The organism is Natronotalea proteinilytica (assembly GCF_055379935.1).
This window is the reverse complement of sequence record NZ_AP043947.1, coordinates 3,670,977-3,692,458: the sequence shown is the minus strand read 5'-3', so window position 1 is coordinate 3,692,458 and position 21,482 is coordinate 3,670,977. Positions and strand designations below refer to the sequence as shown.

General features: G+C 59.7%; 11 protein-coding genes. 6 read left to right on the top strand and 5 right to left on the bottom strand.

Translation table 11 applies throughout. The features are described from left to right. Positions 1-585 precede the first annotated feature (585 nt). Complete coding sequence (locus ACZ5AL_RS14715) at positions 586-2,175, top strand: amidohydrolase family protein (protein ID WP_464511340.1); 1,590 nt, start codon at positions 586-588, stop codon at positions 2,173-2,175. 751 nt (positions 2,176-2,926) lie between these two features. On the opposite strand, the gene ACZ5AL_RS14710 is transcribed toward ACZ5AL_RS14715, so the two are convergent. Further along, positions 2,927-6,304 (bottom strand): UvrD-helicase domain-containing protein, encoded by a 3,378-nt coding sequence (locus ACZ5AL_RS14710; protein ID WP_464511339.1) that lies wholly within the window; start codon positions 6,302-6,304, stop codon positions 2,927-2,929. A gap of 142 nt (positions 6,305-6,446) precedes the next feature. Further along, a complete protein-coding gene (locus ACZ5AL_RS14705) occupies positions 6,447-9,593 on the bottom strand; it encodes a PD-(D/E)XK nuclease family protein (protein ID WP_464511338.1) in 3,147 nt (1,048 codons plus the stop codon). 865 nt (positions 9,594-10,458) lie between these two features. On the opposite strand from ACZ5AL_RS14705, the gene ACZ5AL_RS14700 reads away from it, so the two are divergent. The 3 genes from ACZ5AL_RS14700 to ACZ5AL_RS14690 all read left to right on the top strand — a co-directional run bounded on the left by ACZ5AL_RS14700 (position 10,459) and on the right by ACZ5AL_RS14690 (position 14,143). Continuing rightward, positions 10,459-11,457 carry a potassium channel beta subunit family protein gene (locus tag ACZ5AL_RS14700; protein WP_464511336.1) on the top strand — a complete coding sequence of 333 codons (999 nt, stop codon included), beginning with the start codon at positions 10,459-10,461 and terminating at the stop codon, positions 11,455-11,457. A 292-nt stretch (positions 11,458-11,749) separates the two neighbouring features. Then, complete coding sequence (locus ACZ5AL_RS14695; protein WP_464511335.1) at positions 11,750-12,211, top strand: response regulator; 462 nt, start codon at positions 11,750-11,752, stop codon at positions 12,209-12,211. A gap of 42 nt (positions 12,212-12,253) precedes the next feature. Further along, complete coding sequence (locus tag ACZ5AL_RS14690) at positions 12,254-14,143, top strand: sigma 54-interacting transcriptional regulator (RefSeq protein ID WP_464511334.1); 1,890 nt, start codon at positions 12,254-12,256, stop codon at positions 14,141-14,143. A gap of 445 nt (positions 14,144-14,588) precedes the next feature. Here ACZ5AL_RS14690 and ACZ5AL_RS14685 read toward each other — a convergent pair whose 3' ends face one another. Further along, on the bottom strand, positions 14,589-15,926 hold the full coding sequence (locus ACZ5AL_RS14685) for a 1-acyl-sn-glycerol-3-phosphate acyltransferase (RefSeq protein WP_464511332.1): 1,338 nt from the start codon (positions 15,924-15,926) through the stop codon (positions 14,589-14,591). Positions 15,927-16,063: 137 nt separating this feature from the next. Then, positions 16,064-17,917: an ABC1 kinase family protein gene (locus tag ACZ5AL_RS14680; RefSeq protein WP_464511331.1), complete on the bottom strand. Its 1,854-nt coding sequence runs from the start codon at positions 17,915-17,917 to the stop codon at positions 16,064-16,066. Positions 17,918-18,156: 239 nt separating this feature from the next. Between ACZ5AL_RS14680 and ACZ5AL_RS14675 the strand changes: the two genes are divergently transcribed. Continuing rightward, on the top strand, positions 18,157-19,206 hold the full coding sequence (locus tag ACZ5AL_RS14675) for an SDR family oxidoreductase (RefSeq protein ID WP_464511330.1): 1,050 nt from the start codon (positions 18,157-18,159) through the stop codon (positions 19,204-19,206). A gap of 513 nt (positions 19,207-19,719) precedes the next feature. Here the strand turns inward: ACZ5AL_RS14675 and ACZ5AL_RS14670 are convergent. Further along, positions 19,720-20,943, bottom strand: a complete 1,224-nt coding sequence (locus tag ACZ5AL_RS14670; RefSeq protein ID WP_464511328.1) for an MFS transporter — start codon at positions 20,941-20,943, stop codon at positions 19,720-19,722. Between the two features lie 179 nt (positions 20,944-21,122). On the opposite strand from ACZ5AL_RS14670, the gene trxA reads away from it, so the two are divergent. Next, on the top strand, positions 21,123-21,461 hold the full coding sequence (gene trxA / locus ACZ5AL_RS14665) for a thioredoxin (RefSeq protein WP_464511327.1): 339 nt from the start codon (positions 21,123-21,125) through the stop codon (positions 21,459-21,461). Positions 21,462-21,482: the final 21 nt, after the last annotated feature.

Sequence of the window (21,482 nt, the reverse complement as noted above, 5' to 3'; positions counted from 1 at the left end):
GCAGCATGATGCAACTGATGGGGAAAACGTGAATGGGATATCCCATGACGGCGTGTGAGGAGGGGGGCAGGCTCACACGTGTAGGTTTCCAACTGTATAGACGCTAAACACGGTACTACTGCTCTGTCACAGCTGAAGGTTAGGGTACGGAGACCGTGCCAAACTCCGTGTCTCAACCCCCTCCAAAAAACCTGTCATGGTGAGCACGCGACGGGCCCAGCCCGGAGCACGCCGAACCATCTCCGCGACGCTCAGCAGGTTCTGATCGAGCGGCCCTGCTCATTTCGGGGGAGATCTTTACTCACTACGTTCGTCAGTCGCTACGCTCGTGTCAGGACTCCGCGTCTCCTAGGCGGAGCCGCTACGCTCAAGATGACATCATTTAAAGGAGTGCGGTGCAACCCAAACTTTGACCTGTAACACAGCACTACGTTTGGTGGGGCTCCCGCTGCATGCGTTACGGAAGGGTGGGTTCGTTTGATCACACGAGGAGGAAGACGCCGTTGCAACTCCTGGCGTAACACGTTATCTTGCGTCTAGTACGCCCCCGATGCTTGCCCATCAATCCACTTACACTCACGCTGTATGCCTACCCGATGCTCCTCTGCCTACACCATATGGGGGACGACACTTGCCCTGCTTCTGTGCGTGCTGCCCGTCACTGCTCAAGACAACGGACTCCCCCCAGCTCCCGACCGCGCCGATGACGAGGGCAATGGCCCCTACGAGCGACTCGTATTACGTGGCGCCACGCTCATTGATGGCACCGGAGCTCCGCCTGTAGGCCCGGTGGACATTGTGATCGAAGACAATCGCATCGTCGATATTGAAAGCGTGGGACATCCCGGCGTCCCCATAGATGAGGACGACCGTCCCGAAGCAGGCGACCACGAGATCGACCTGGAGGGGCACTATGTGCTCCCTGGATTCGTGGATATGCATGCGCACCTGGGTGGAACCGCGCAGGGCACACCGGCCGAGTATGTCCTGAAGCTGTGGACCGGCCACGGCATCACCACCGTGCGGGAGCCCGGAAGCTTCAACGGCGTCGCCTGGACCTTCGACCACCGCGATCGAAGCCAAACCAACGATATTGTGGCTCCCCGCATTGTGCCGTACGTGAGCTTTGGCACCGATCATGAAGGTAGCATCGCAACCGCCGAACAAGCCCGCAGCTGGGTTCAAGACATAGCCGACCGGGGGGCAGCAGGCATTAAGTTCTTTGGGGCGCGTCCTACTGTGATGGAGGCGGCCCTCGATGAAGCCCAGCAGCAAGACATTGGCACCGCCATGCATCACGCCCAACTCAACGTCACTCGGGTGAACGCACTTACCGCCGCGTCGTGGGGACTTACCACCATGGAGCACTGGTACGGCCTGCCCGAGGCGCTCTTCGACGACCGCACCGTGCAAGATTACCCGGTCACATACAACTACAACAACGAACAAGATCGCTTTCGCGAAGCCGGGCGGTTGTGGGAGCAGGCCGCCGAGCCGGGCAGCGACCGGTGGATCACCGTGCGCGATTCGCTGCTGGCACTCGACTTCACGATGAACCCGACCCTCAACATCTACGAAGCCAGCCGCGACCATATGCGGGCTCGCAATGCCGACTGGCACGAGGACTATACCTTGCCCTCGCTCCACGACTTCTTTACACCGAGTCGCGAAGATCACGGCTCTTACTTTTTCGACTGGACCACCACCGATGAGGTCAACTGGCGGCGCAATTATGCACGGTGGATGACGTTTCTGAACGAGTACAAAAACCAGGGTGGACGCGTTACGGCGGGGAGCGATAGCGGGTACATCTATCAGGTGTACGGATTCGGATTTATCCGCGAGTTGGAGTTGCTGCAGGAGGCGGGATTTCATCCGCTGGAAGTGATTACGGCGGCCACGCTCAACGGAGCGGAAGCGCTCGGCATGGAAGACGACATCGGCAGTGTTGAGGTGGGCAAGTACGCCGACCTGGTGATTGTGGATGAGAATCCGCTCGAAAACCTGAAAGTGCTCTATGGCACCGGCACGCCGCGCCTGAACGACGAAACCGACACGGTAGAATGGGTCGGAGGCGTATCCTACACCGTGAAAGACGGCATTGTGTACGATGCCAATCGCCTGCTTCAGGATGTGCGCACCATCGTAGACGAAGCCCGCGCCGAGGCGGAGTAGACGCAGGTGTGCCTCATGTCCTGTCACAGATCAATTTTCGAGTGGGCCTTGTCGGTCTAAACGTACCGAGCCGCCCGGTTCTTTACGTCAGACTGGACGGCACTGCCCAATCGAGAGGCATGAGATCGCCACGGCGGTCGCGGGCTCCCTCCTTCAAGCTACAGTTTATACACAACACTACCGCCATCGGGGAGGAGCAACGCGGAGTTGACGGGAAGCGGTTTGCTGGGGACGCTGGAGCGTCTTAGCAGGCGTGGCGACGCAGAGCATCGCCACGAGAGGCGGGGTTTTTTCGCGTCCGAACTTCATCCTGAGCGGAGCGGCTCCGCCTAGAAAACGCGGAGTCTGACACGAGCGAAGCGAATAACAATCTCCCCCGAAATGGGCAGGGCCGCTGAATCGTCCATCGCCTGCTGAACGCCGAGGAGAGGGTTCGGCGTGCTCCGGGCTGGGCCCGTCGCGTGCTCACCATGACAGGTTTTTGGGAGGGGCACAGAGTTTGGCACGGTCTCCGTACCCAATCATTCAAGAGTAACACAGCACTACTGCTGTGTCACAGGTCAATCTTCAGGTAACGCTGCACCCTAACGTACCGAGAAAAGTCTACAACCATGTCATTGCGAGCGCAGCGAAGCGCCCCGACCGCAGGGAGGAAGTGCTCGTTCGCTATCGCTCACAGCGCCACGTCAGCCGCAGGGCTCCCTCCTCGCGATGACAATGTTGGCCCCTAACTTTCAGGTGTGACAGAATACTACACTGTCTGCAGGGCGCGCATCGGTGGGGGGGCGTCGGCGAACCAGAGGGTACAGGTGGGATGCTCGCCCGTGGCGGCAGTCCACGCGTTGGCGTAGAGGCGAAGTTGCGCCGCGTAGGCATGCGTTAGCGCCTCCAACCGTTCGGCGGACCCGACACGGTCGCTCTTGAAGTCCACCAGGTGCCAGGTGCCGTCGAGACGATACGCCAGGTCAACGGTGCCTTGCTGCACAGTACGCAGGCCATCGGCGTCAGAGACCGGGTGCGCCAGTGGTACCTCGGTATGCACCGGATCGGCTTGGTGGAGGGTGGCCCAGAGCGAGCTGTCGAGCAGGTGATCGAGCATGCGCTGCAGCACATCCTGCTGATCCGGGTTGGCCTCGTGCTGAATTAGCAACGCCTGCAGGTGATCTGCTTCGTACGTTGGCGGAGTCGGATGCTGCAGAATCACCTGTTCAAGCAGGTCGTGCAGCGCGTTGCCGAACGCAGCGGAGTAGCCGGATTGCGGCGCTGGGGCATCGGTACTGGTATCCGCAAGATCGGTCATCGTGGCAGTTTGATACGTGGGGCGGGCCAGTTTCGTGCGCTCCTCACGTTTGGTGTTCAGATGATCGTGCACATCACGCAGCACGTGCGGCGTAGGCGGTTCGGGGCGTTCGCCCGCTGCGGCAGGCAGTTCGGTTACATCGTGAGCGCTGCAGTACGCATCCACCGCACGCCAGTAGCCGGGTTTGTAGCCGTCGTTCTTGTGGTGGTAGCGGGATACGACCAGCATCTGCTTCGCGCGCGTAGCTGCCACATACTCCAGACGGTGCGCCTCGGCCTCCTCTAGCACGCTCTCGACGGCTTCAAACTCGGGCCATGCCTCGGGCGCAGCCACAACGCTCGTGTTGTGCTGATACGCGTTGATGACAGGCACCACAATCTCGCTCTGCTGTCGCCGTACATGCTCGGTGATACTGCCGCTGCGCGATCCACCATACGGATCCGCCAGGAAGACGACGTTGGCCTGCAGGCCCTTGGCTTTGTGCACGTTCAAGAGCTGCACCGCGTTTTCGGAGCCGGTATCGAGCGTCATGCCGTCGATGTCGGCGTTGCCATCGGCGATGTACTGCAGCTCGCGCCAGATCTCGTAGGCGGAGAAGCCGCGCGCGTCAAAGGCTTGCACCTCGGCCAGAATGCGCTGCAGGCGGCCTGCGTTGAGGGAGCCCTCGGTGGCATCAGAGGCGGCGCGGGCGTAAAGCTGGCTGTCGTCCAGAATGGATTCGATGGCGGGCGCCGCGCGATTCTCTTGCAGCACCTTTTCGGCGGATGTGAGACACTCATGCGCGGCGGTCAGTCGCTCTCGGAGATCGGCAGGAGCGTGGCGGGGTACGGACCGCTTCACCTCCCCCAAGACCAGCCCCGATTGTTTGAGGCGATACAGGTCCTCATCGCTAAATCCGACGAGCGGACCTTGCAGGTAGGCGAGGTGGGCCAGCGGGTCGTCGGGGCGGAAGACGCAGGTGAGGAGCTGCACAAGGGCGTGCAGTTCGCGCGATTCGTGGGCGTCTTTGCCGCCCATCACGACGTACGGGATGTTGTAGCGAGCCAGCGCTTCGGCGTAGATCGAGAGGCGCGAGGTGACGCGCGTGAGGATCATGAAGTCGCCGGGCTGTCCCTCAACGAGTGTGCCGCTGGGACGGTGCTGCAGCGGCTCGTTGGTGGTGGCAGCGTGGTGGATGTACCGGGCGATGCGCTCGGCATCGTCTTCAGCGATGGCGGTAGAGTTGTTGCGCCTCTTGTATTCGATGGTCGACTGGTAGAGCACCGGATCGTCGGGATTGGTGGTGCGGTGCGGGTCGAAGTCGGTGTACTCGGCCTGCACGGCATCGGCAGGCAGGTCGTGCGTCGGGTCGGCTTCGGCCTCGGTGCGGTCGGTGGTGAAGGGGGGGTCGAACATCTCGTTGAAGGCGTAGCAGAGCCGCGCGGTGGAGCGGAAGTTGCGCGTGAGCGTGAGCGCTTCGCCATGCGGCTGGTCGTCGACCAGACCGGCTACCTCGTTGAAGATGGCCATGTCGGCCCGGCGAAAGCGGTAGATCGACTGCTTGTCGTCGCCCACCACGAAGAGCGATCCGGGTGCCGGGTTGGTGGCGCGCCAGTCGGTGGTTTTGTGGTCGGTGCCGGTCAGGAAGAAGAGGATCTCGGCCTGAAGCGGATCGGTGTCTTGAAACTCGTCGACCATGAGGCGCGGGTAGCGCTGGTGCAGCGCTCGGCGCACGCTCGGATGGTCGCGCAGCAGGTTGCGGGTGTAGAGCAAGAGGTCGCCGGAGGAGAGCTGTCCGCGTTCACGGCGCAGGGTGAGCAGGGGCTCCACGGCGCCCTGTGTGAACTGGGTGCACACGTGGTGCGCATGCGCGTGCCAGCGGCTCATGATTGGATCCACCACCTCGTCGACCAGCGGCGCGAGGTGCTCGTCTTGCAGCTCCTTGGCTTGAGGCTTGTTCTCTTTCCAGTGGCTGGGCGTCATCTTGCCACGGCGTCCATCGCGGTTTTTCCGATTGTCGTCTTTGGCGAGGCCCTCAAAGAGCGATAGCAGCGCGGCCTGTTCGGCGGGCGTTTCAGGCGGATTCACCCGCAGCATCTGGTCGGCCTGCGCGATGGCGGCAAGGGCGTTGCAGCAGTATCCACTGGTGTCGGGCAGCGGCGTAGGCAGGTACGGCGCCCAGGCACGCACAAACTCGGTGACGGTGGCGGTAGCCTCGTCAAGATCGGGCGCGGGGATGTCTTCGGTGTATGGCTCCAGGTCGGGATAGCGGCTCAGCACGGTGAACTGGTCGTAGAGGTCGGCGGGGGTGTAGCCCACGGCCTGCACCGCATCGATACGCTCGGGCGCTTCCTTGTGGATGCGCCGCAGGTACTGCTGCCAGGCGCGGCGCTTCATCTCGTCGATCTCGCGCCCGTCCAGCTCCATGTCGAAGTCCGGCGGCAGCGCGGCCTGCAGCGGAAACTCGCGCAAGAGCCGCGCGCAGAAGCTGTGGATGGTGCCCACAAAGCACTGCGACAGGTCATCGAGTCCCTGCCGCAACCGCCGTGCATCCGCCGAGCCAGCAGGCGCTTTGTGCTGCAGCAGCTGCAGGCGCTCGAACAGGCGCTCTTTCATCTCACCTGCGGCCTTCCGCGTGAACGTGATCGCGGTGATGTCGCCGATGGGCACGCCGGTGCGCACCAGCGCTTCGATGCGGGCCACGAGCGAAGTGGTCTTGCCCGCTCCGGCAGAAGCACGCACCAGAAAGTTGGTATTTGGGTCAAATCCGTCCAGGTCGGGCAACGCCTCACCGGCGTACGGACCGATGCGGGTGCGGGCGGCGGCGTCGGAGGTGGTGGTGGTAGGCATGGGAGATGGGGGGTGAATGGGAGAATATCTTCGTACGGGGTGCGGGAGCGTCCGGGCATAAGATCCAACGGAGGAGCGTTGAGCCCCGGATCAATAAAATCAAGTGCGTAGGGACACGGCGCGCCGTGTCCCTACGGTCCGATCAATCATGATGCAGGTGTGGGAGGTCATCGGGCCAGGACTTCGAGCGGATTTGCTCGCGGCGGGCGCGGCGGTCGTACACGAGCGGGGTGTAGTTGTAGCGCCAGTCGCTCTGCTTCAGCGAGTCGCCCGAGGGCACAAACACGCCGTGGCGCGCCATCTCGGAGAGCGTGTTCAGGATGCGATTCAGATCCTCGCGGTACGTGTCCGGGTGGCTGTCGCCGGTGCTGTCAGGTGGATACGACACGGTGCGCCCCATCTGCCGGGCGGTGGCAAAGTAGTAGCCCGAGCGTGCGACCGAGCCCCCCAGCGCCTCTTCGACGGCCCGGGCGTAGAGCATCCACTGGAGCGACCAGCGCTTATTGCGGAGCCCGTCGAGCGGATCGTAGTTGCGCATCCCGCCCGTCTTGTAGTCCCAGATGAGCAGTTCTCCGTTCAGCGCATCGATACGATCCACCGCACCGCGCAGCCGCAGCGTGCCGCGCTCGGTAGCCAGTTCCACCTCGGGATGCTCGTCGGGCGGACGGTTGCCGAAACTCCACTCAAAACGCTCGGGCGTCAGGTCGGGATGGTCGGCTCCGCGCGCGGCGTCGGCGCGGAGGAAGGCGTTCACATCGGCACGTAGGCCCTCTTTCGCCGCAGCTTCTATCTGATCGTTTGGCGGCGTACCGCGCTGCTGAGTAGCTTCTTCAAAGGCAGCCTCAAATGCATCCTCAAGCGCTTCCTGATCGTCGAGCATCGGCATGCGCCCGAGGCCTCCCTCGTCGGGATTCAAGAACAGCTCGTAGGTGCGGTGCAAGATGGTCCCACGCGTAAGCGCGTCGAGCCAGTCTTCGTCGTCGAGGGCCGACTCGTCGAGCGGCTCGGCCTCCAGCACGTACTTTACGAAGTAGAGATACGGCGTGCGGGCAAACATCTCTAGGCGCGAGGCGGAGGCGATGGTGTCGGTGTTGGAATCGAGCAGATCGAGTTCGGGATATGGAGGGTCCTGCAGCACACCGTCGTAGGCGGTCACCTCATCGGAGGCCCGTGCGGTTTCGGCATCAAGGCCATGCAGGATGTGCGGGGCTGTACGTGTTAGGTAGGCGCTGGCCGATTCGGTGCCCTGTGTTGCATCCGCCAGTGCTTTTTTGGTGAGGCCCCATGCATCGAGGGTATCGAGCGTATCCTGCGCATCCGACACGGTGAGCGCGTGATTGTGCTCGTTGGCGTCTGAAAGCGCAGCCGCTGCCATGGTGCGCAGTTGCAGGTAGAGCGTGCTGGGAAAGCGCTCCTCGCTGCTCCGCACATCGAATCGGTGCATTACAAACGTCGCGTCGCCGTGGTGACGCAGAAGCGCCTGCCGCACCCGCCAGTCCTCTTCCTGACGCCGGTTGGCGGTGAGGGGCAGCGTAATCTGCTCGTGCTCGTTGAGGCGGCGGCGGTCGGCATCGCTCAACAGCGGGTCGTCGTTGAGCGTCACGGAGAGGCTCTCCGCGTCCATGCCGACCACGTACAGATGCGGTCGGTCGGCATAGCCCACGGTGGTAAGCGGCACCACATGCACCTCGCCCGGCTGCGGACGCTGCGCGCCCACGAACGTTTCGCGCACCCATGTGCGGATGTAGTCGGCGAGACGGTTGGTGTTGTCATTGTACAGGTCGCCCTCCTGCTCGCGCTGCAGCGTGTTCAGGTACTGTAGGATGCGTCCACGTGCCTTCTCATCGAACGTTGCTGCGGATCCGCGCGGTTTGTCGGTGGGGCCGTACTGCGTCAGGAACGTCTCGCAGTGCTGCGCCACCGTTTTGATGTCGGAGGGCCCGGATGGCAGATCGCCAAGCAGCCCCTCGAGCGATTCGTGAAGCCGCGTCCATTGCACAATCTGCGCATCCGTGGCATAATCCTGCTCTTTGGCATGGTCGATGTGGCGCGCCACGCCTTTCAGCAAGCTCGATGCCCCCGGTTTGTAGGTCCGCTCGGCCAGCCAGGTGGCAATTTCGGCATCCGACAGGGCCAGTCCCGCCGTGCGGCGGAGCGTAAGGTGTCCGGCTCGCACCATGTGGATGAACGGTGCGGCTTCTTGGGGCCCCGCGATCCAGTCGAGGTAGGCGATGAGCGCTTGCCCCGGACGCGTTTCGCGCAGGTGGCGGCCCGAACTCAGGGAGACGGATACGTTGTGCCGCTCGGCCTGCTGCTCGATGATGGCCAGGTACGGGTCGGGCGTGGTGTAGGCGATCTCGACCTGATCCAGCGACAGGTCGCGCGCCTGGATGTCGCGGAAGACGGTGCGCACTTCTTCGGCGCGGCCCACCGTGGTGCGAAACGTGAGATCGCGAGCATGATCGGGCTCCATCGCGGCGTCGTTCTGCGCCGCGCGCGCTGCCGTCAGCGTGTGGACGGCCTGTGCGGTAGGGCCTGCTGTGGAGCGGATGGGGGCCGGCGCGTCTGGGAGCACCTTGGCGGCACTTAAGACCGGAGCCTGCTTGGTGGGATGCTCCTGTCCGAATCGGTAGAGCGGGTGCGGGCTGGCCGCGGCCAGTGCTTCCACCAACTGCCGTGCATATCCAGGCACCTCCACGTCATCCAGAATGGCATAGACCGCGTGCCTGGGTTCGACGACGGTCTGCTTGCGTACCAGACTGGCAGCCCGGCGCAATACGTCGGCGGTGTCGTAATAGTTGTTGGTGCGCAGCGCCTCTTCGTAGTGGGCGTACGCGTGCGCCTGGGCGTGCTGCTGCGGAGCGGCATCGCCCATCGCCTCCAGCGCCCCCTGATACGCCTCATGCGAGACGCCGTGCGTACGGAGCAAGCTAAAGGTGTTTGCGAGCGAGCGCGCCAGCCGGGCGGGGGTGCTGCCCTGTAACAGGTGGTGTTGGCGTTCGGGATCCAACTGATTTACCGCATAGGCGCTGAGCATCTGGTCTACGCCTTTAGGGAGTCGGATGCGCGATTCCTGCAGCATTGCGGAACGGGCCAAGCGCTCGGCATAGGCGGTTAGCGTAATGCATTGCACCCCCGCATGCGGATGATGGCGCGCCAGGGCCTCATCGAGCGCACGCCCCAGCTGGCGCTGCGGCACAAACACAACCGTATGCAGGCACGAAGCCGACTCTACCAGTGCGTGAAGCTGTTGCACAAGAGGCGATTTGTTCGGAAGCGAAGAAGCCATAGGGAGGCGCGGGGCGTGGCGAAGAACAATAGTCAAAAACAACACGCATGGTATGCGCATTGTTGGCTGAACGGACACACAGCGTCCGGGTGCGCGCTTTGCAACACGGGCTTCACACGCAAGCACAGCGGGTTCTGTTCGGTTGCCCGCCCTGTGGCACGGCACGCCCTTGCGAGCAGCGTTCCTTATCTCGCTGTCATCCCGACGCCCCGGGCGGAGGGATCTCAACGCCCGCCGTCCACCCATCTGACACCGCGCACAAGAAACCACCCCGCTCTCTTGCAAAGAGAACCTAGCAACCTGAGATGGTGATAATCGTTGGTGGTTGCTTGCCTGTCCTGAACTCGATTCAGGATCTGGATGACATTCGAGGGGGGGCGTTCGAGTTGAAAGGGAGCTTTCGTCTCCAGCACCGTCCCCCCGACACGTCATCCTGAACTTGATTCAGGATCCACTCGCTCGAGCAGACGTCCAGGTGGGTTCTTTTTGTGGGGGCTAACAGTCTTTCATTGAACAGACAGTGGAGGAGTCAAATTTCCCATCAACGAAATACCAGAGACAAATTTATGTGCAAGGACTAGGCAAAGAGAACACACCGAAACAGAAGGACGCAGAGCGTCCGCATTCCGTCGCGACGCGGAGCATCGCGACGAGAGTCGAGCTACGGCGCACAACACAGCCGGAGACGAGCAGCGCTACGTGCACCCTCGCCGCGAAACAGGATGACATGTCCCCACCGCAGCAGATCCCCTTCAACAGGGGGGTGGTCGGCTGTAAACGTCGTTAACGGACTGAACCCCCACTGCGTAGTTGGATTATAGGGATGCACACCATCCAGTCTCTGTACATTCAACTACAAAACGTTATGGAATACCGTCGTCTCGGACGTTCTGGACTCAAGGTATCGGCGCTTTCATTTGGTGCATGGGTCACGTTTGGTGATCAGGTCGATGAATCGGTCGCGCGTGATTGTATGACCGCTGCCTACGATGCGGGGGTCAACTTTTTTGACAATGCCGAGGCATACGCCGGCGGACAGGCCGAAACGATGATGGGCAACATCATTCAGGCCGAAGGCTGGACGCGCTCTGACCTGGTGCTTTCCACCAAAATCTTCTGGGGCGGCGATGGGCCCAACGATCAGGGTCTCTCGCGAAAGCACGTCATTGAGGGCACGCAGGCAGCGCTAAAGCGGATGCAAACCAGCTATGTGGATCTCATCTTCTGCCATCGTCCCGACCAAGAAACCCCCATCGAAGAAACGGTGCGGGCAATGAATTATGTGATCGACCAGGGCATGGCGTTTTACTGGGGCACAAGCGAGTGGAGTGCCGAACAAATTCGGCAGGCGTACGAAATCGCTCGACGCGAGCGTCTCATTCCGCCCGTGATGGAGCAGCCCCAGTATAACATGCTGCACCGCAACAAGGTGGAGCGCGAGTTTGCTCCACTCTATCGCGATTTCCAGCTAGGCCTTACCACATGGAGTCCGCTAGCCAGTGGCATCCTCACCGGTAAGTACAACGATGGCATTCCGGAAGGCAGTCGCATGGACCTGGACAAGTACAGTTGGCTGCGCCAGCGGTTGGAGAGTGAAAAGGGGCAAGCCCAGCTCGAAAAAGTGCGGCAATTGATGCCTGTGGCTGACGAACTAGATTGCACGATGGCGCAACTGGCGCTGGCCTGGTGCCTGCTGAACGAAAACGTAAGCACCGTCATCACCGGGGCGTCGCGTCCAGAGCAGGTCGAGCAAAACATGCAAGCGTTGGATGTGGTGGAGCGCATCACGCCCGAGGTGGAGACGCGCATTGCTGAGATCCTCGACAACGCGCCCGAGCCACCTACCAATTGGCGCCGAAATTAGGAAGCGAGGCTACGGGGCGGCGCGCACAGGCCCGATAGCATTCATCTCACAGATCGCCGGGGACGCAAGCGGTCCCCGGCTATGGATTTGACTGACATTGCGGCGTTCCCTAGCCCGAAATCAGGAGCGAAGCCGATATCCCGGGTGGGCACCTCCTTATCCTACCGCAGTGAAACGCATTCGGGGGTATACCCACCTATTGCATACGTGCGAAGAGAACGCCCCACTCTTTGCGATCGCCACGGGCCGTTGAATCGCACGCGCCCCAGCTTCGTGGCTAATACCTTGGTTTATGCCCCAGTCTGTTTTTGCTTCTATCGATTCGTTTCTGTTTATGGATGGTTCGATTGTTCTCATTGAAGACCAGCCCTACGATGCTGAACTCACGCTGCGCGCGCTACGCGGTCTGGGGATTGAAGAGCAAGTCATGCATGTACGTGATGGCGCCCAAGCCCTCACCTACCTGCTTGATAACCCCAATCCCGACACCCCTCCCCCCAAACTCATCCTACTCGACTTAAAGCTACCCAAGGTAAGTGGCATAGAAGTGCTCGAAGCACTCAAGACCAACGAGCGCACCAAATGCATTCCCGTCATTGCCCTATCCTCTTCGCAGGAGCATCAAGACGTGGAGCGTTGCTACGCGCTCGGCGTAAACAGCTACGTGGTAAAGCCCGTAGACTTTACTGACTTCACCGACACCGTGCAGCAGATTGGTCGCTACTGGCTCTCGATGAACCAGACCGTTTGCTGAGTAGCTGCCTCGTCTCCTCACTGTGTAAGCACGTACTTCCTCATGGCTACGACTGATACGGATTGGGATGCGCTTTGTGTGTTACTGCTTGAAGATGTAGACACCGATGCCGAACTGGTCCGCCATCAACTCCGGGCCGATGGCATTACAGGCACCGTACACCGCGCCACCGACCGCGCCTCGTACACCCGCGCCCTGGATGAGATAACGCCCGACCTCATCCTGGTCGATTATTCGCTACCCTCATTCGATGGGCTCACGGCCCTGGACATGGCGCAAGAACGGGTGCCGGATGTGCCGGTCGTGTTCGTGTCGGGGGCGATTGGCGAGGAGCGAGCCATCGAAACGCTCAAACAGGGGGCCACCGACTACGTGCTCAAAGACACGTTGAGCCGTCTGGGGCCCGCCGTAAAGCGCGCGTTGAAGGAGGCCGAAGAGCGCCGGGCACGCAAAGCAGCCGAGCAAGCCCTACGCGAGGCCCACGATGCTCTCGAAGAAAAGGTGCGCACCCGTACCGCTGCACTGCGCGCCAGTGAACAGCGCCTGTCGACGATCATCGACTCGGCGCTGGATGCAATCATCAATATCAATGCCGATCTCGAAATTACGCTTTTCAACAAAGCGGCCGAACACATCTTTCAGGCATCGGCCAACGAGATGCTCGGCACCTCCATTATCCCCCTGGTAAGCGATGAGTTTGCCGCGTTGCTGCGCAACTATGTGGAGCAGGCACCGGCTCCTGAAGACGCCACCCCGCGCCACGATAGCCGCTCCATCGGAGCCGCCGAGGGCCTGGAAGCATGCCGCGCCCATGGCCCCTCGTTTCCGGTAGAAGCCACCCTGTGCCCGCTTCCGCTGCCCGACGAGCCGCAGCACCTGCTCATGCTCCGCGATATCGATGCTCGCAAGCAAGCCGAAGCCCAGGCCTCACAGTTGGCCTCCGAAAAAGAGTACCTGCAAGAAGAGATTCGGGCCGAGCAGCGCTTTGAGAAAATTGTTGGCACCTCGCCCCCCATGCAAGCGGTGTTTACGGCCATTGACCAGGTCGCTGCCACCGATACCACCGTGCTTGTGTGTGGAGAAACCGGCACCGGCAAAGAACTGGTAGCCCGTGCGCTGCACGAACGCAGCCCGCGCGCCGACAATGTGCTCGTTAAAGTGAACTGCGCCGCCCTCTCCAGCGACCTGATCGAGAGTGAACTCTTTGGTCACGAAAAGGGCGCGTTCACCGGCGCATCAGAGCAGCGCGTAGGCCGCTTTGAACTGGCCGATGGCGGCACGCTGTTTCTCGACGAGATTGGCGAACTGGCTATGCCCACCCAGTCGAAGCTGTTGCGAGCGCTGCAGGAGCAAGAGTTTGAGCGGGTAGGCGGAAGCCGTACCATTCAGGTGGATACGCGCATCATTGCAGCCACAAACGTCGATCTGGAAAAGGCGGTCGACGCGGGCCGCTTCCGGTCCGATTTGTACTACCGGCTCAACATCTTCCCAATTAACCTCCCCCCACTTACCGAGCGCACCGAAGACATCCCGCTCTTGGCCGACCACTTTCGGGAGTTGTTTGCCCAGCGCATGGGAAAGTCGATCACCGGTATCAGTCCTAGCGCCATGGCGGTGCTCACTGCGTATGACTGGCCGGGCAATGTGCGCGAGCTGGCCAACATTATGGAGCGGGCGGTGATCTTGGCACAGGAGGATTTGATCCGCGCCGACGATCTATCGATCTCGCAGCGCACCGCTCCACCCGACGCAAACGGCACATTTCCGACGTTAGAGGAGGCGCAGCGGCGTCATATTATTCGGGCACTTGAAGCCACTGGAGGCATGGTAGGCGGCGACGAGGGCGCAGCAGCCCTGCTCGGTATGAAACGCACCACCCTCCTTTCCCAGATGGACCGCCTCAATATCAATGCGGCCACCTACCGGGAATAGCAAAACATGGGTAGGCATGACAATCATGGTGGAATATGTGAGGCAAAACCTACTGCTGTGTCACACCTGAAAGTTAGAGTCCAAACTTGTCATCGCGAGGAGGGAGCCCTACGACTGACGTGGCGCTGTGAGCGCTAGCGAACGAGTACTCCTGAGGTGCGATCTCATGCCTCCCGATTGGGCGGCTGCATCTGGTCTGACAGCAATGAGATTGCGTCGCTGCGCTCGCAATGACAAGATTGTGCGTTATTCTCGGTGCGTTAGGGGACCGTTACCCACTCGACCCTAAGCTGCTGAACGCTGAGGAGATGGTTCGGCCGAATGCCATTCGGCGGCTACATGGGCCTCCTCCGTCGGCCTTCGCTCACCATGACAGGTTTTTTGGAGGGGGGGACACAGAGGTTGGCACGGTCCCCGTACCCTAACAATCGCGTGTAACACAGCACTACTTCGTCTCCGAAGTATCTGACGGCCCTGGATGTGCATCTGGGGTTTCGGTGCGCGGGGGACGTGGGGGCAGCGGCTGGTCGTTGAGCAACCACCGATAGGAGCCTTGCCGACGCCGTGTTTCGTCTTTGCTTAAGCCGCGGTAGCCGTAGGGGGGCTTGCGCAATTTGCGAATCAGTGCAATGAGGAACCAGCCGAAGGGCATGTACCACGCGGCAATGTCGAGGTCGCGCACGATCTTATGAAGCCAGTTCTTAGCGGGCGGACGCTCGCGATTGCGGTCGTGCTGCACAAACGAGAGGGGCCACCCCAGGGGCGTGGTGCGCATCCGGCGTCCACGAATGGATTGCATTTCCGATTTCAGACTGTCCCAGTCGTAGGGCGATTGGCCATACTCGTCCACGGCGCGGTCGAGATCTTGCTGAGCTCGTTGTCGGATTCGCTCGGCCACGCGCAGCACCATGTTTCGACTGGGGGCGCGCACGTCGGTGCATCCCTCCTCGCGCAGCATCTGCCGCACGTTAAGAGGCGACTGCACCACAAACGTCATCTGGCAGGGAAAGGCCAGATAGAAGATGAAGGGAAAGAGTAAAGCCAGCGGCGCGATGGGAAGGGGCAGGAAGGGGATGCCCAGAATCTTTCGAAAGAGCCGGTCGATTGGCTTGAACGTGACACTGGTTGGGTTCACCCACTCGGCATTCACTACGCTCACCGGATACACCGGGGCGTCGTATTTTGCAGCCAGAACGACAAAGCTGGAGTGAAAGTGCTGCAACTGGTAGCGCCGCGTGAACCCTTTACCAATGCCGGGAACGCCTTCGGGATAGTAAATGACGCGGTCGCCGCGTTTGAGCAGGGCATCATAGTTGGCAAACGTCATGTCTACGCCACCGCATCGCCGCCACCAGTTATCCAGATCAAACGGGCGCATCCACCAGGTGGCGGCCAGCTGTGGCGTGTATACAGTGCGAAACTTCCCGGCCTTGGTGTAGCCCGAAGCGCGCCACAGTGCAGCATCCAGCGCAATGGCGTCGTGCGGAAACGCATTGCCGCTATGGTTGGGCGCAAGAATAACGGGCCCCTCGTCGGGAACTTGCTCGTGCCCGATTAGCTTCACCCGGAAATAGCGGTCGAGGATGTCGCCCATGAAGCTGCGCACCACGCTATAGAGGTAGTCCCAGTCAATGGGATCGGAAGGCGTTTGCGTGCGCTCCAGGCCAGGCGCTTGGCGCGATGACATGGCTTCGTGGCGCCACGGGTCAAATGGCTCAAACAGCTCTTCCAGATCGTTCGGATCGAGTGTAACGTCGATCGTGAAGTCAGGATCAGAACCCATACATGCAGGGGCATTGCTGCCCGTAATCAGCAGGAAAACAAAAGCGAGGCAGTCACATCATGTATGCCAGGGGATGTATGCCAAGGGGGCATTGGGGATCGTAATGATACGGACTGAATCCGGCAATACCAATTCAATTATGTTTTGAACAGGGCCAGGAGCCCTCCTAGAATAAACAGCGGGAGCCACAGCCAGATGGGGCCTTGTTGCACGACGCCTAGCGCACCTCCAATAATACATGAACCCGCCAAAATGCTTCCTCGAAGTCCAGGAAACGGATCGCTGCTAGGAGAACGGTCGTCGAGCGTTTCTTCAAGGTACATGGCCCCCGAGGTGAGCAGACGGGGCATTTGCACCATTACATCCACAAATTCGGGCGCATTGCGAAAAAGCTCTTGCCCTAAGGTGCGTGGATCAAATCGCTCACGAAAGATGCTTCGGACATGGCGTTTGGAGATGGCCACGACATCCAAGTCGGGGTCCATGGTGCGTCCAACACCCTCAAATGTGACGAGTGCTTTCACCATCAGCGTCATCTCTACCGGAAAAAAGATGCGATAGCGTCCGCCCAGGCTAAGCGACTCCAGGATAAGTTGCGCAATGCTGAGGTTGCCGGTACCGCCTTGTCGGGCAAAATACCGCGACAGATCCGATACGGCGCGCCGAAAGCCTTGCGGGTCGCCCCCCTCGCCCACGCGGGCAATATCGAGCAGGTACCGGGCTACGTTTTCCACATCGCCTTGTACCAGCGCGTAATAGTAGTACAGCATCCGGCGTTTTACTTGCGGACTGAAGCGTCCTACCATGCCCATGTCAATAAACCCGACCTTTACCGGTTCGTCGGGGCCGCCCGGAATGATTTTGAGGTTGCCCGCATGCAGGTCGGCGTGAAAGAAGCCGTCTTTGTACAACATGCGGATAATGGCAGCCGCCCCCAGGTCGATCACGCGCTTTCGGTCGGCCTCCGACAGGTTAAGGGAGGCCTCGGAGCCGGGGCGCACGCCATCTATGAATTGCATGGTGAGCACTTCATCGGAGCTTAGCTCCCGGTAAATGGTTGGAAACACCACGTGGGGCATATCGCTGAAGTTAGCAGCAAACACCTCGGCATTGGTCGCCTCGAACGAGTAATCGACCTCGCGCTCGGTGTAGGCGCTGAACTCCTCAATGACCTGCCGGGGCTGGTAGCGCGGAATAATCCACTGCAGGAAGAACCCGAAGAACTGCAAGAGCTTCAGGTCCGACGTAATCACATCACGAATGCCAGGCTTGATGACCTTGATGACCACCTCGTCGCCATCGGTGGTGGTGGCGCGGTGGGCCTGGGCAATAGAAGCCGATCCAAGCGGCTCGCTGCTCAGGCTGGCAAAGAGCTCCTCGACGGGCGCGCCCAAATCGCGCTCGATGATGGCCTTTACCTGCACGAAAGGAATTGGGGGCAGATGGTCCATCAGGCTCTCTAGCTCGCGCGTGATGGCCTCGGGCAACAGGTCCTCACGAATAGCCAGAATCTGGCCAAGCTTTGTAAACGTAGGACCCAGGATTTCAAGCCGCCGCCGAAGTTGCACCGGAAACGGAAGGTCTACCAGCGACCGGTCTACCAGCGGACGAAAGAGCCACGCCATCATGCGCTTGCCGAGTGAGCGCATTCCCTTCTTCTGCACGGACGGAAGCGAGCGTACGTAGGCGATGTGAGCGCCCATAAGCAAGCCTACCACATGCCGATACACCACAAAAAAGCGACGTACAGCCCCTCGATACGGCGCTAGCGGATCGAAATCGGCAAGGGGCGACGTGTTCTCTTCGTCAGGGGCCTCTATCTGAGGCGGTTCATTAGGCGGTGAAGAGGCCTCCTCCGTCGTCGCATCACCATGTGGCGCATCCCCAATTTTAGCCTCTTTGACTGTGCCTTGTCCATTCGAAGCCGCCGCCCCCGACGCATCGGAGGTGCCGGACGTTGGCGTTGATGATGGAGCAGTTGGGGAGTTCATAAGAGGGCATGCAGCACCTAATTAAGTCGGCGCAGAGTTAAGTCAGTATGAGATGACTAAAACAGCATATCATGGATCCAAACGTAATGGGTACCGATGAACCGAAAACAGCGCGGTGGGTTCATATTATAGTCATGTAGACCATAGTCTCCACTCGGCGGGGTGCGTAGCCCCACCAAGAAAGTGTGGTCTGCAGCATTCAATATACAACGCATTTTCCCCATACGCAGATGCTTTTTGTGACAGGATTCCCCGGCTTTCTGGGGACGCGACTCGTGCAGACATTGACCCAGGCTGACACCTCTCTCGATGTGCACTTGCTCATCCAGCCCAAGTTTGCCGAGCAGGCCCAAGACACAATCGATGCACTCGGAATTGCCACCCGTGCTACCCTGCACGAGGGCGACATTACAAAGCCTGATCTAGGATTAGGAACTGCCTACGATACAGTCGCGAAGCAGATAACACGTGCCGTTCACTTTGCGGCGGTGTATGATCTTACCATTCCGCGTGATGTGGGCTGGCGCGTTAACGTAACAGGTACAAAGCATGTGCTTGACCTCATGGAGGCCGCTCCGAATCTGCAAACCTTCGGGTATGTGAGCACGGCATACGTATCAGGGACGCGCGATGGTCGCATTTATGAGACGGATCTTGTACACAATGCGGGCTTCAAAAATTTCTACGAGGAGACAAAGTATCATGCCGAAGTGTTGGTACAAGAACGACGCGAGCACATCCCGACTATGATATTCCGCCCTGGTATTGTAGTGGGCGATTCCCAAACGGGCGCGACCGACAAATTTGATGGGCCGTACTACATTTTGCGTGCGCTGCAGCGGCTGCCTCGATATACCCTTATGGCACGGGTAGGTACAGGGGCTCATCCGGTTCACCTTACCCCGGTCGATTATGTGATCGACACGATGGCGCACTTGATGCAGTCGCCCCAGTACAACGACACCGTATTTCACCTCACCGATCCCGATCCGCTCTCCACGCAGCAAATCATGGACCTGTTTGTAGAGCATCTTGGCATGCATGTGGCCTATGTACCCGTGCCATCGCGGCTTGCACGCAGGGTAGCCGGGTCTGACGCCGGACGGTATTTGGGCATTGCTCCGCAACTGATTGACTACTTCGACCATGATGTCCACTACGATACCACGAACACAGAAGCAGCGTTGGAAGGCACGGGCATTCATTGTCCGCCCTTATTCTCGTACGTAGATCGGCTTACCGCCTACATGAAGCAAGCCACCAAAGCACGGTCAGAAGCTATGTACTAAGCGCCTGTGCAATAGACTATCCAGGAGCGTTGACCGTCCGTTCAAAGTATGTTACCAATATGCAACCAAGTGGCGCAGATGGCGAAACACGAAAAAATAACGGATATATGGTGGATGTGAACCGAAAAATGCCATTCAGCCCCGTCAAAGTTATCCACAGGCTATCCACACCGTAAATACCGGTATGACACATAACGGATATTGGAGGCATTAGATAATAATCGGCCTTTGGGCGAGTTAGAAGGGGATTAGCCCTTTGGAATGGTGATGTGGTTTGTTAGCCCGGGGGGTTATCCACATAATCAAGAAGTTATCCACAGGTTATGCACAGGGAAAATCGCCATTGTAGGCAACAGAGCCGGTTCATTCATCCCCACCGTTTTTAATAGCCGTTATTACTCCGTTATTACTAAAGAGCTTGGCAGCACGTTGATTTGAAGGGAGACGACACGAATTATGTGGGGTGGGTAGCAACAAGCGGTAGCAACAAGCGGTAGCAACAAGCGAGAGAGATCATGAGGAAGAATCCGTCATGGTGCGCCGAGGCCTCCAGGCCAGGTAGGCACTGAGCAATGCACCCAGGGCGGCAACAATCGCCAAGACGAGAAACAAGACAAGCGGGGTGAACCAGTTGAGCAGACTCCCAGCCAGGGCGGCTCCAAGAGCACCTACTCCAAACACGCCGAGGTAGGTAAACCCGTACGATAAGCCGCGCGCAGCAGGGGGCGTGTACTCGGCTACAGTGGCCTGATACAGCGGCTGAATCATGAAGAGGGCAATGCCCAGGACGCCACTGATAATGAATAGCGAGATGGCGCCGGCCTGAGCAAGCGGCCAGAACGCGATGCCAATGATCGTAAGCAATACAAATGCGCCCAGGATGCCTCGCTCGGTGCGCACATGGTCAGTCAGCCAGCCCCCAATATACTGTCCCATCATGCCCACCATAAGCAAGGCCGCGTACACGTATCGGCCTGGTTCAACAGCGAGCCCCAAGTCAATCGTTACGAATCGCTCAAGCAGATCCGGTAAAAACGTTAACACGCCTCGGTAATATAGTCCGGACATCATAACGATCAAAAAGACGAGTGCAAAGCCCGATGCGAAAAGCACACGCGTGGTTGTCCAGAGCGTATGGAAGGAGTCGGGCGAACGGTCTTGTGCCGAGGCTGCTGCGTCGGCGGCGGTTTCATCGAACGAGGCTTGTGCGGCATACCCTGTTGCGATCAGTGCAGGAATGGCGAGCACTCCGGCAACCACACGCCAGTCTACGACAAGTAGCAGCAACGCAGTACAGAGAGGCCCCATGGCAATGCCAATGTTGCCTGCCATGCCGTGCAGGGCTAGTCCCTTTCCGCGTTGTACGACCCCTCGTGAAATGAGCGTAAGCCCGGCGGGATGATACAGACTGGCAGCCAGTCCCCACAGAACGAGCGCAGCGGCAATGGTCCACAATCCCGGAGCCAGGCTCAACAGCAAAAATGCGCTTCCCATACCTGCAAGGCACCCCACAATGAGGCGCCGCGATCCCCATCGGTCAGCCAGGATGCCTGCCGGAAGCGCCCCCAGTCCATACAAACCATATCCTATGGCCACAATGCCTCCAAGCACTGCGGTAGACACGTCGAACTCCGCCAGCCATAAGGTCATGAGAATGGGAATGGAAAGCTCGTAGGTATGCACCATTCCGTGTCCCACAGAGGTGAGAGCCACAATGGCGCGATCATTGCGTATCATGGGGTGTAAGAGATAGTGTGGCGTGATCTGTTGCCAGGAGGTCGCCTCAATAGGCAACCCGCTCATGAATTGGGGTGTTACGATTGAGGCATCTGTGCTACGTAGCACATCCCATCGGGAACGATGCGTTCTACGCCCCGAATAACCGTATTGCTTGTTTCATAACAGTTAGTATTACCATGGCTGAATCTACCCTCGAACTTTCCGACGATACCTTTGAGGACGATGTCCTTAACGCTGACCAGCCGGTGTTGGTCGATTTTTGGGCTCCCTGGTGCGGCCCATGCCGCCAACTTGCTCCGACCATCAACACGGTGGCCGAGGAATACGAGGGGCGTGCTAAGGTAGGAAAGCTGAACGTGGACAACAACCCCCGCACGGCACAGGAGTACGGGGTGCGCTCCATTCCTACGCTGCTCTTTTTCCACAATGGTGAGGTGGTAGATCAAGTGGTTGGCGTGCTTCCCAAGAAAGAACTCACCAAGCGCCTCGACGAACAGCTGGGACAAGCGGCATAGCACGTGCTACTGAACTATGCT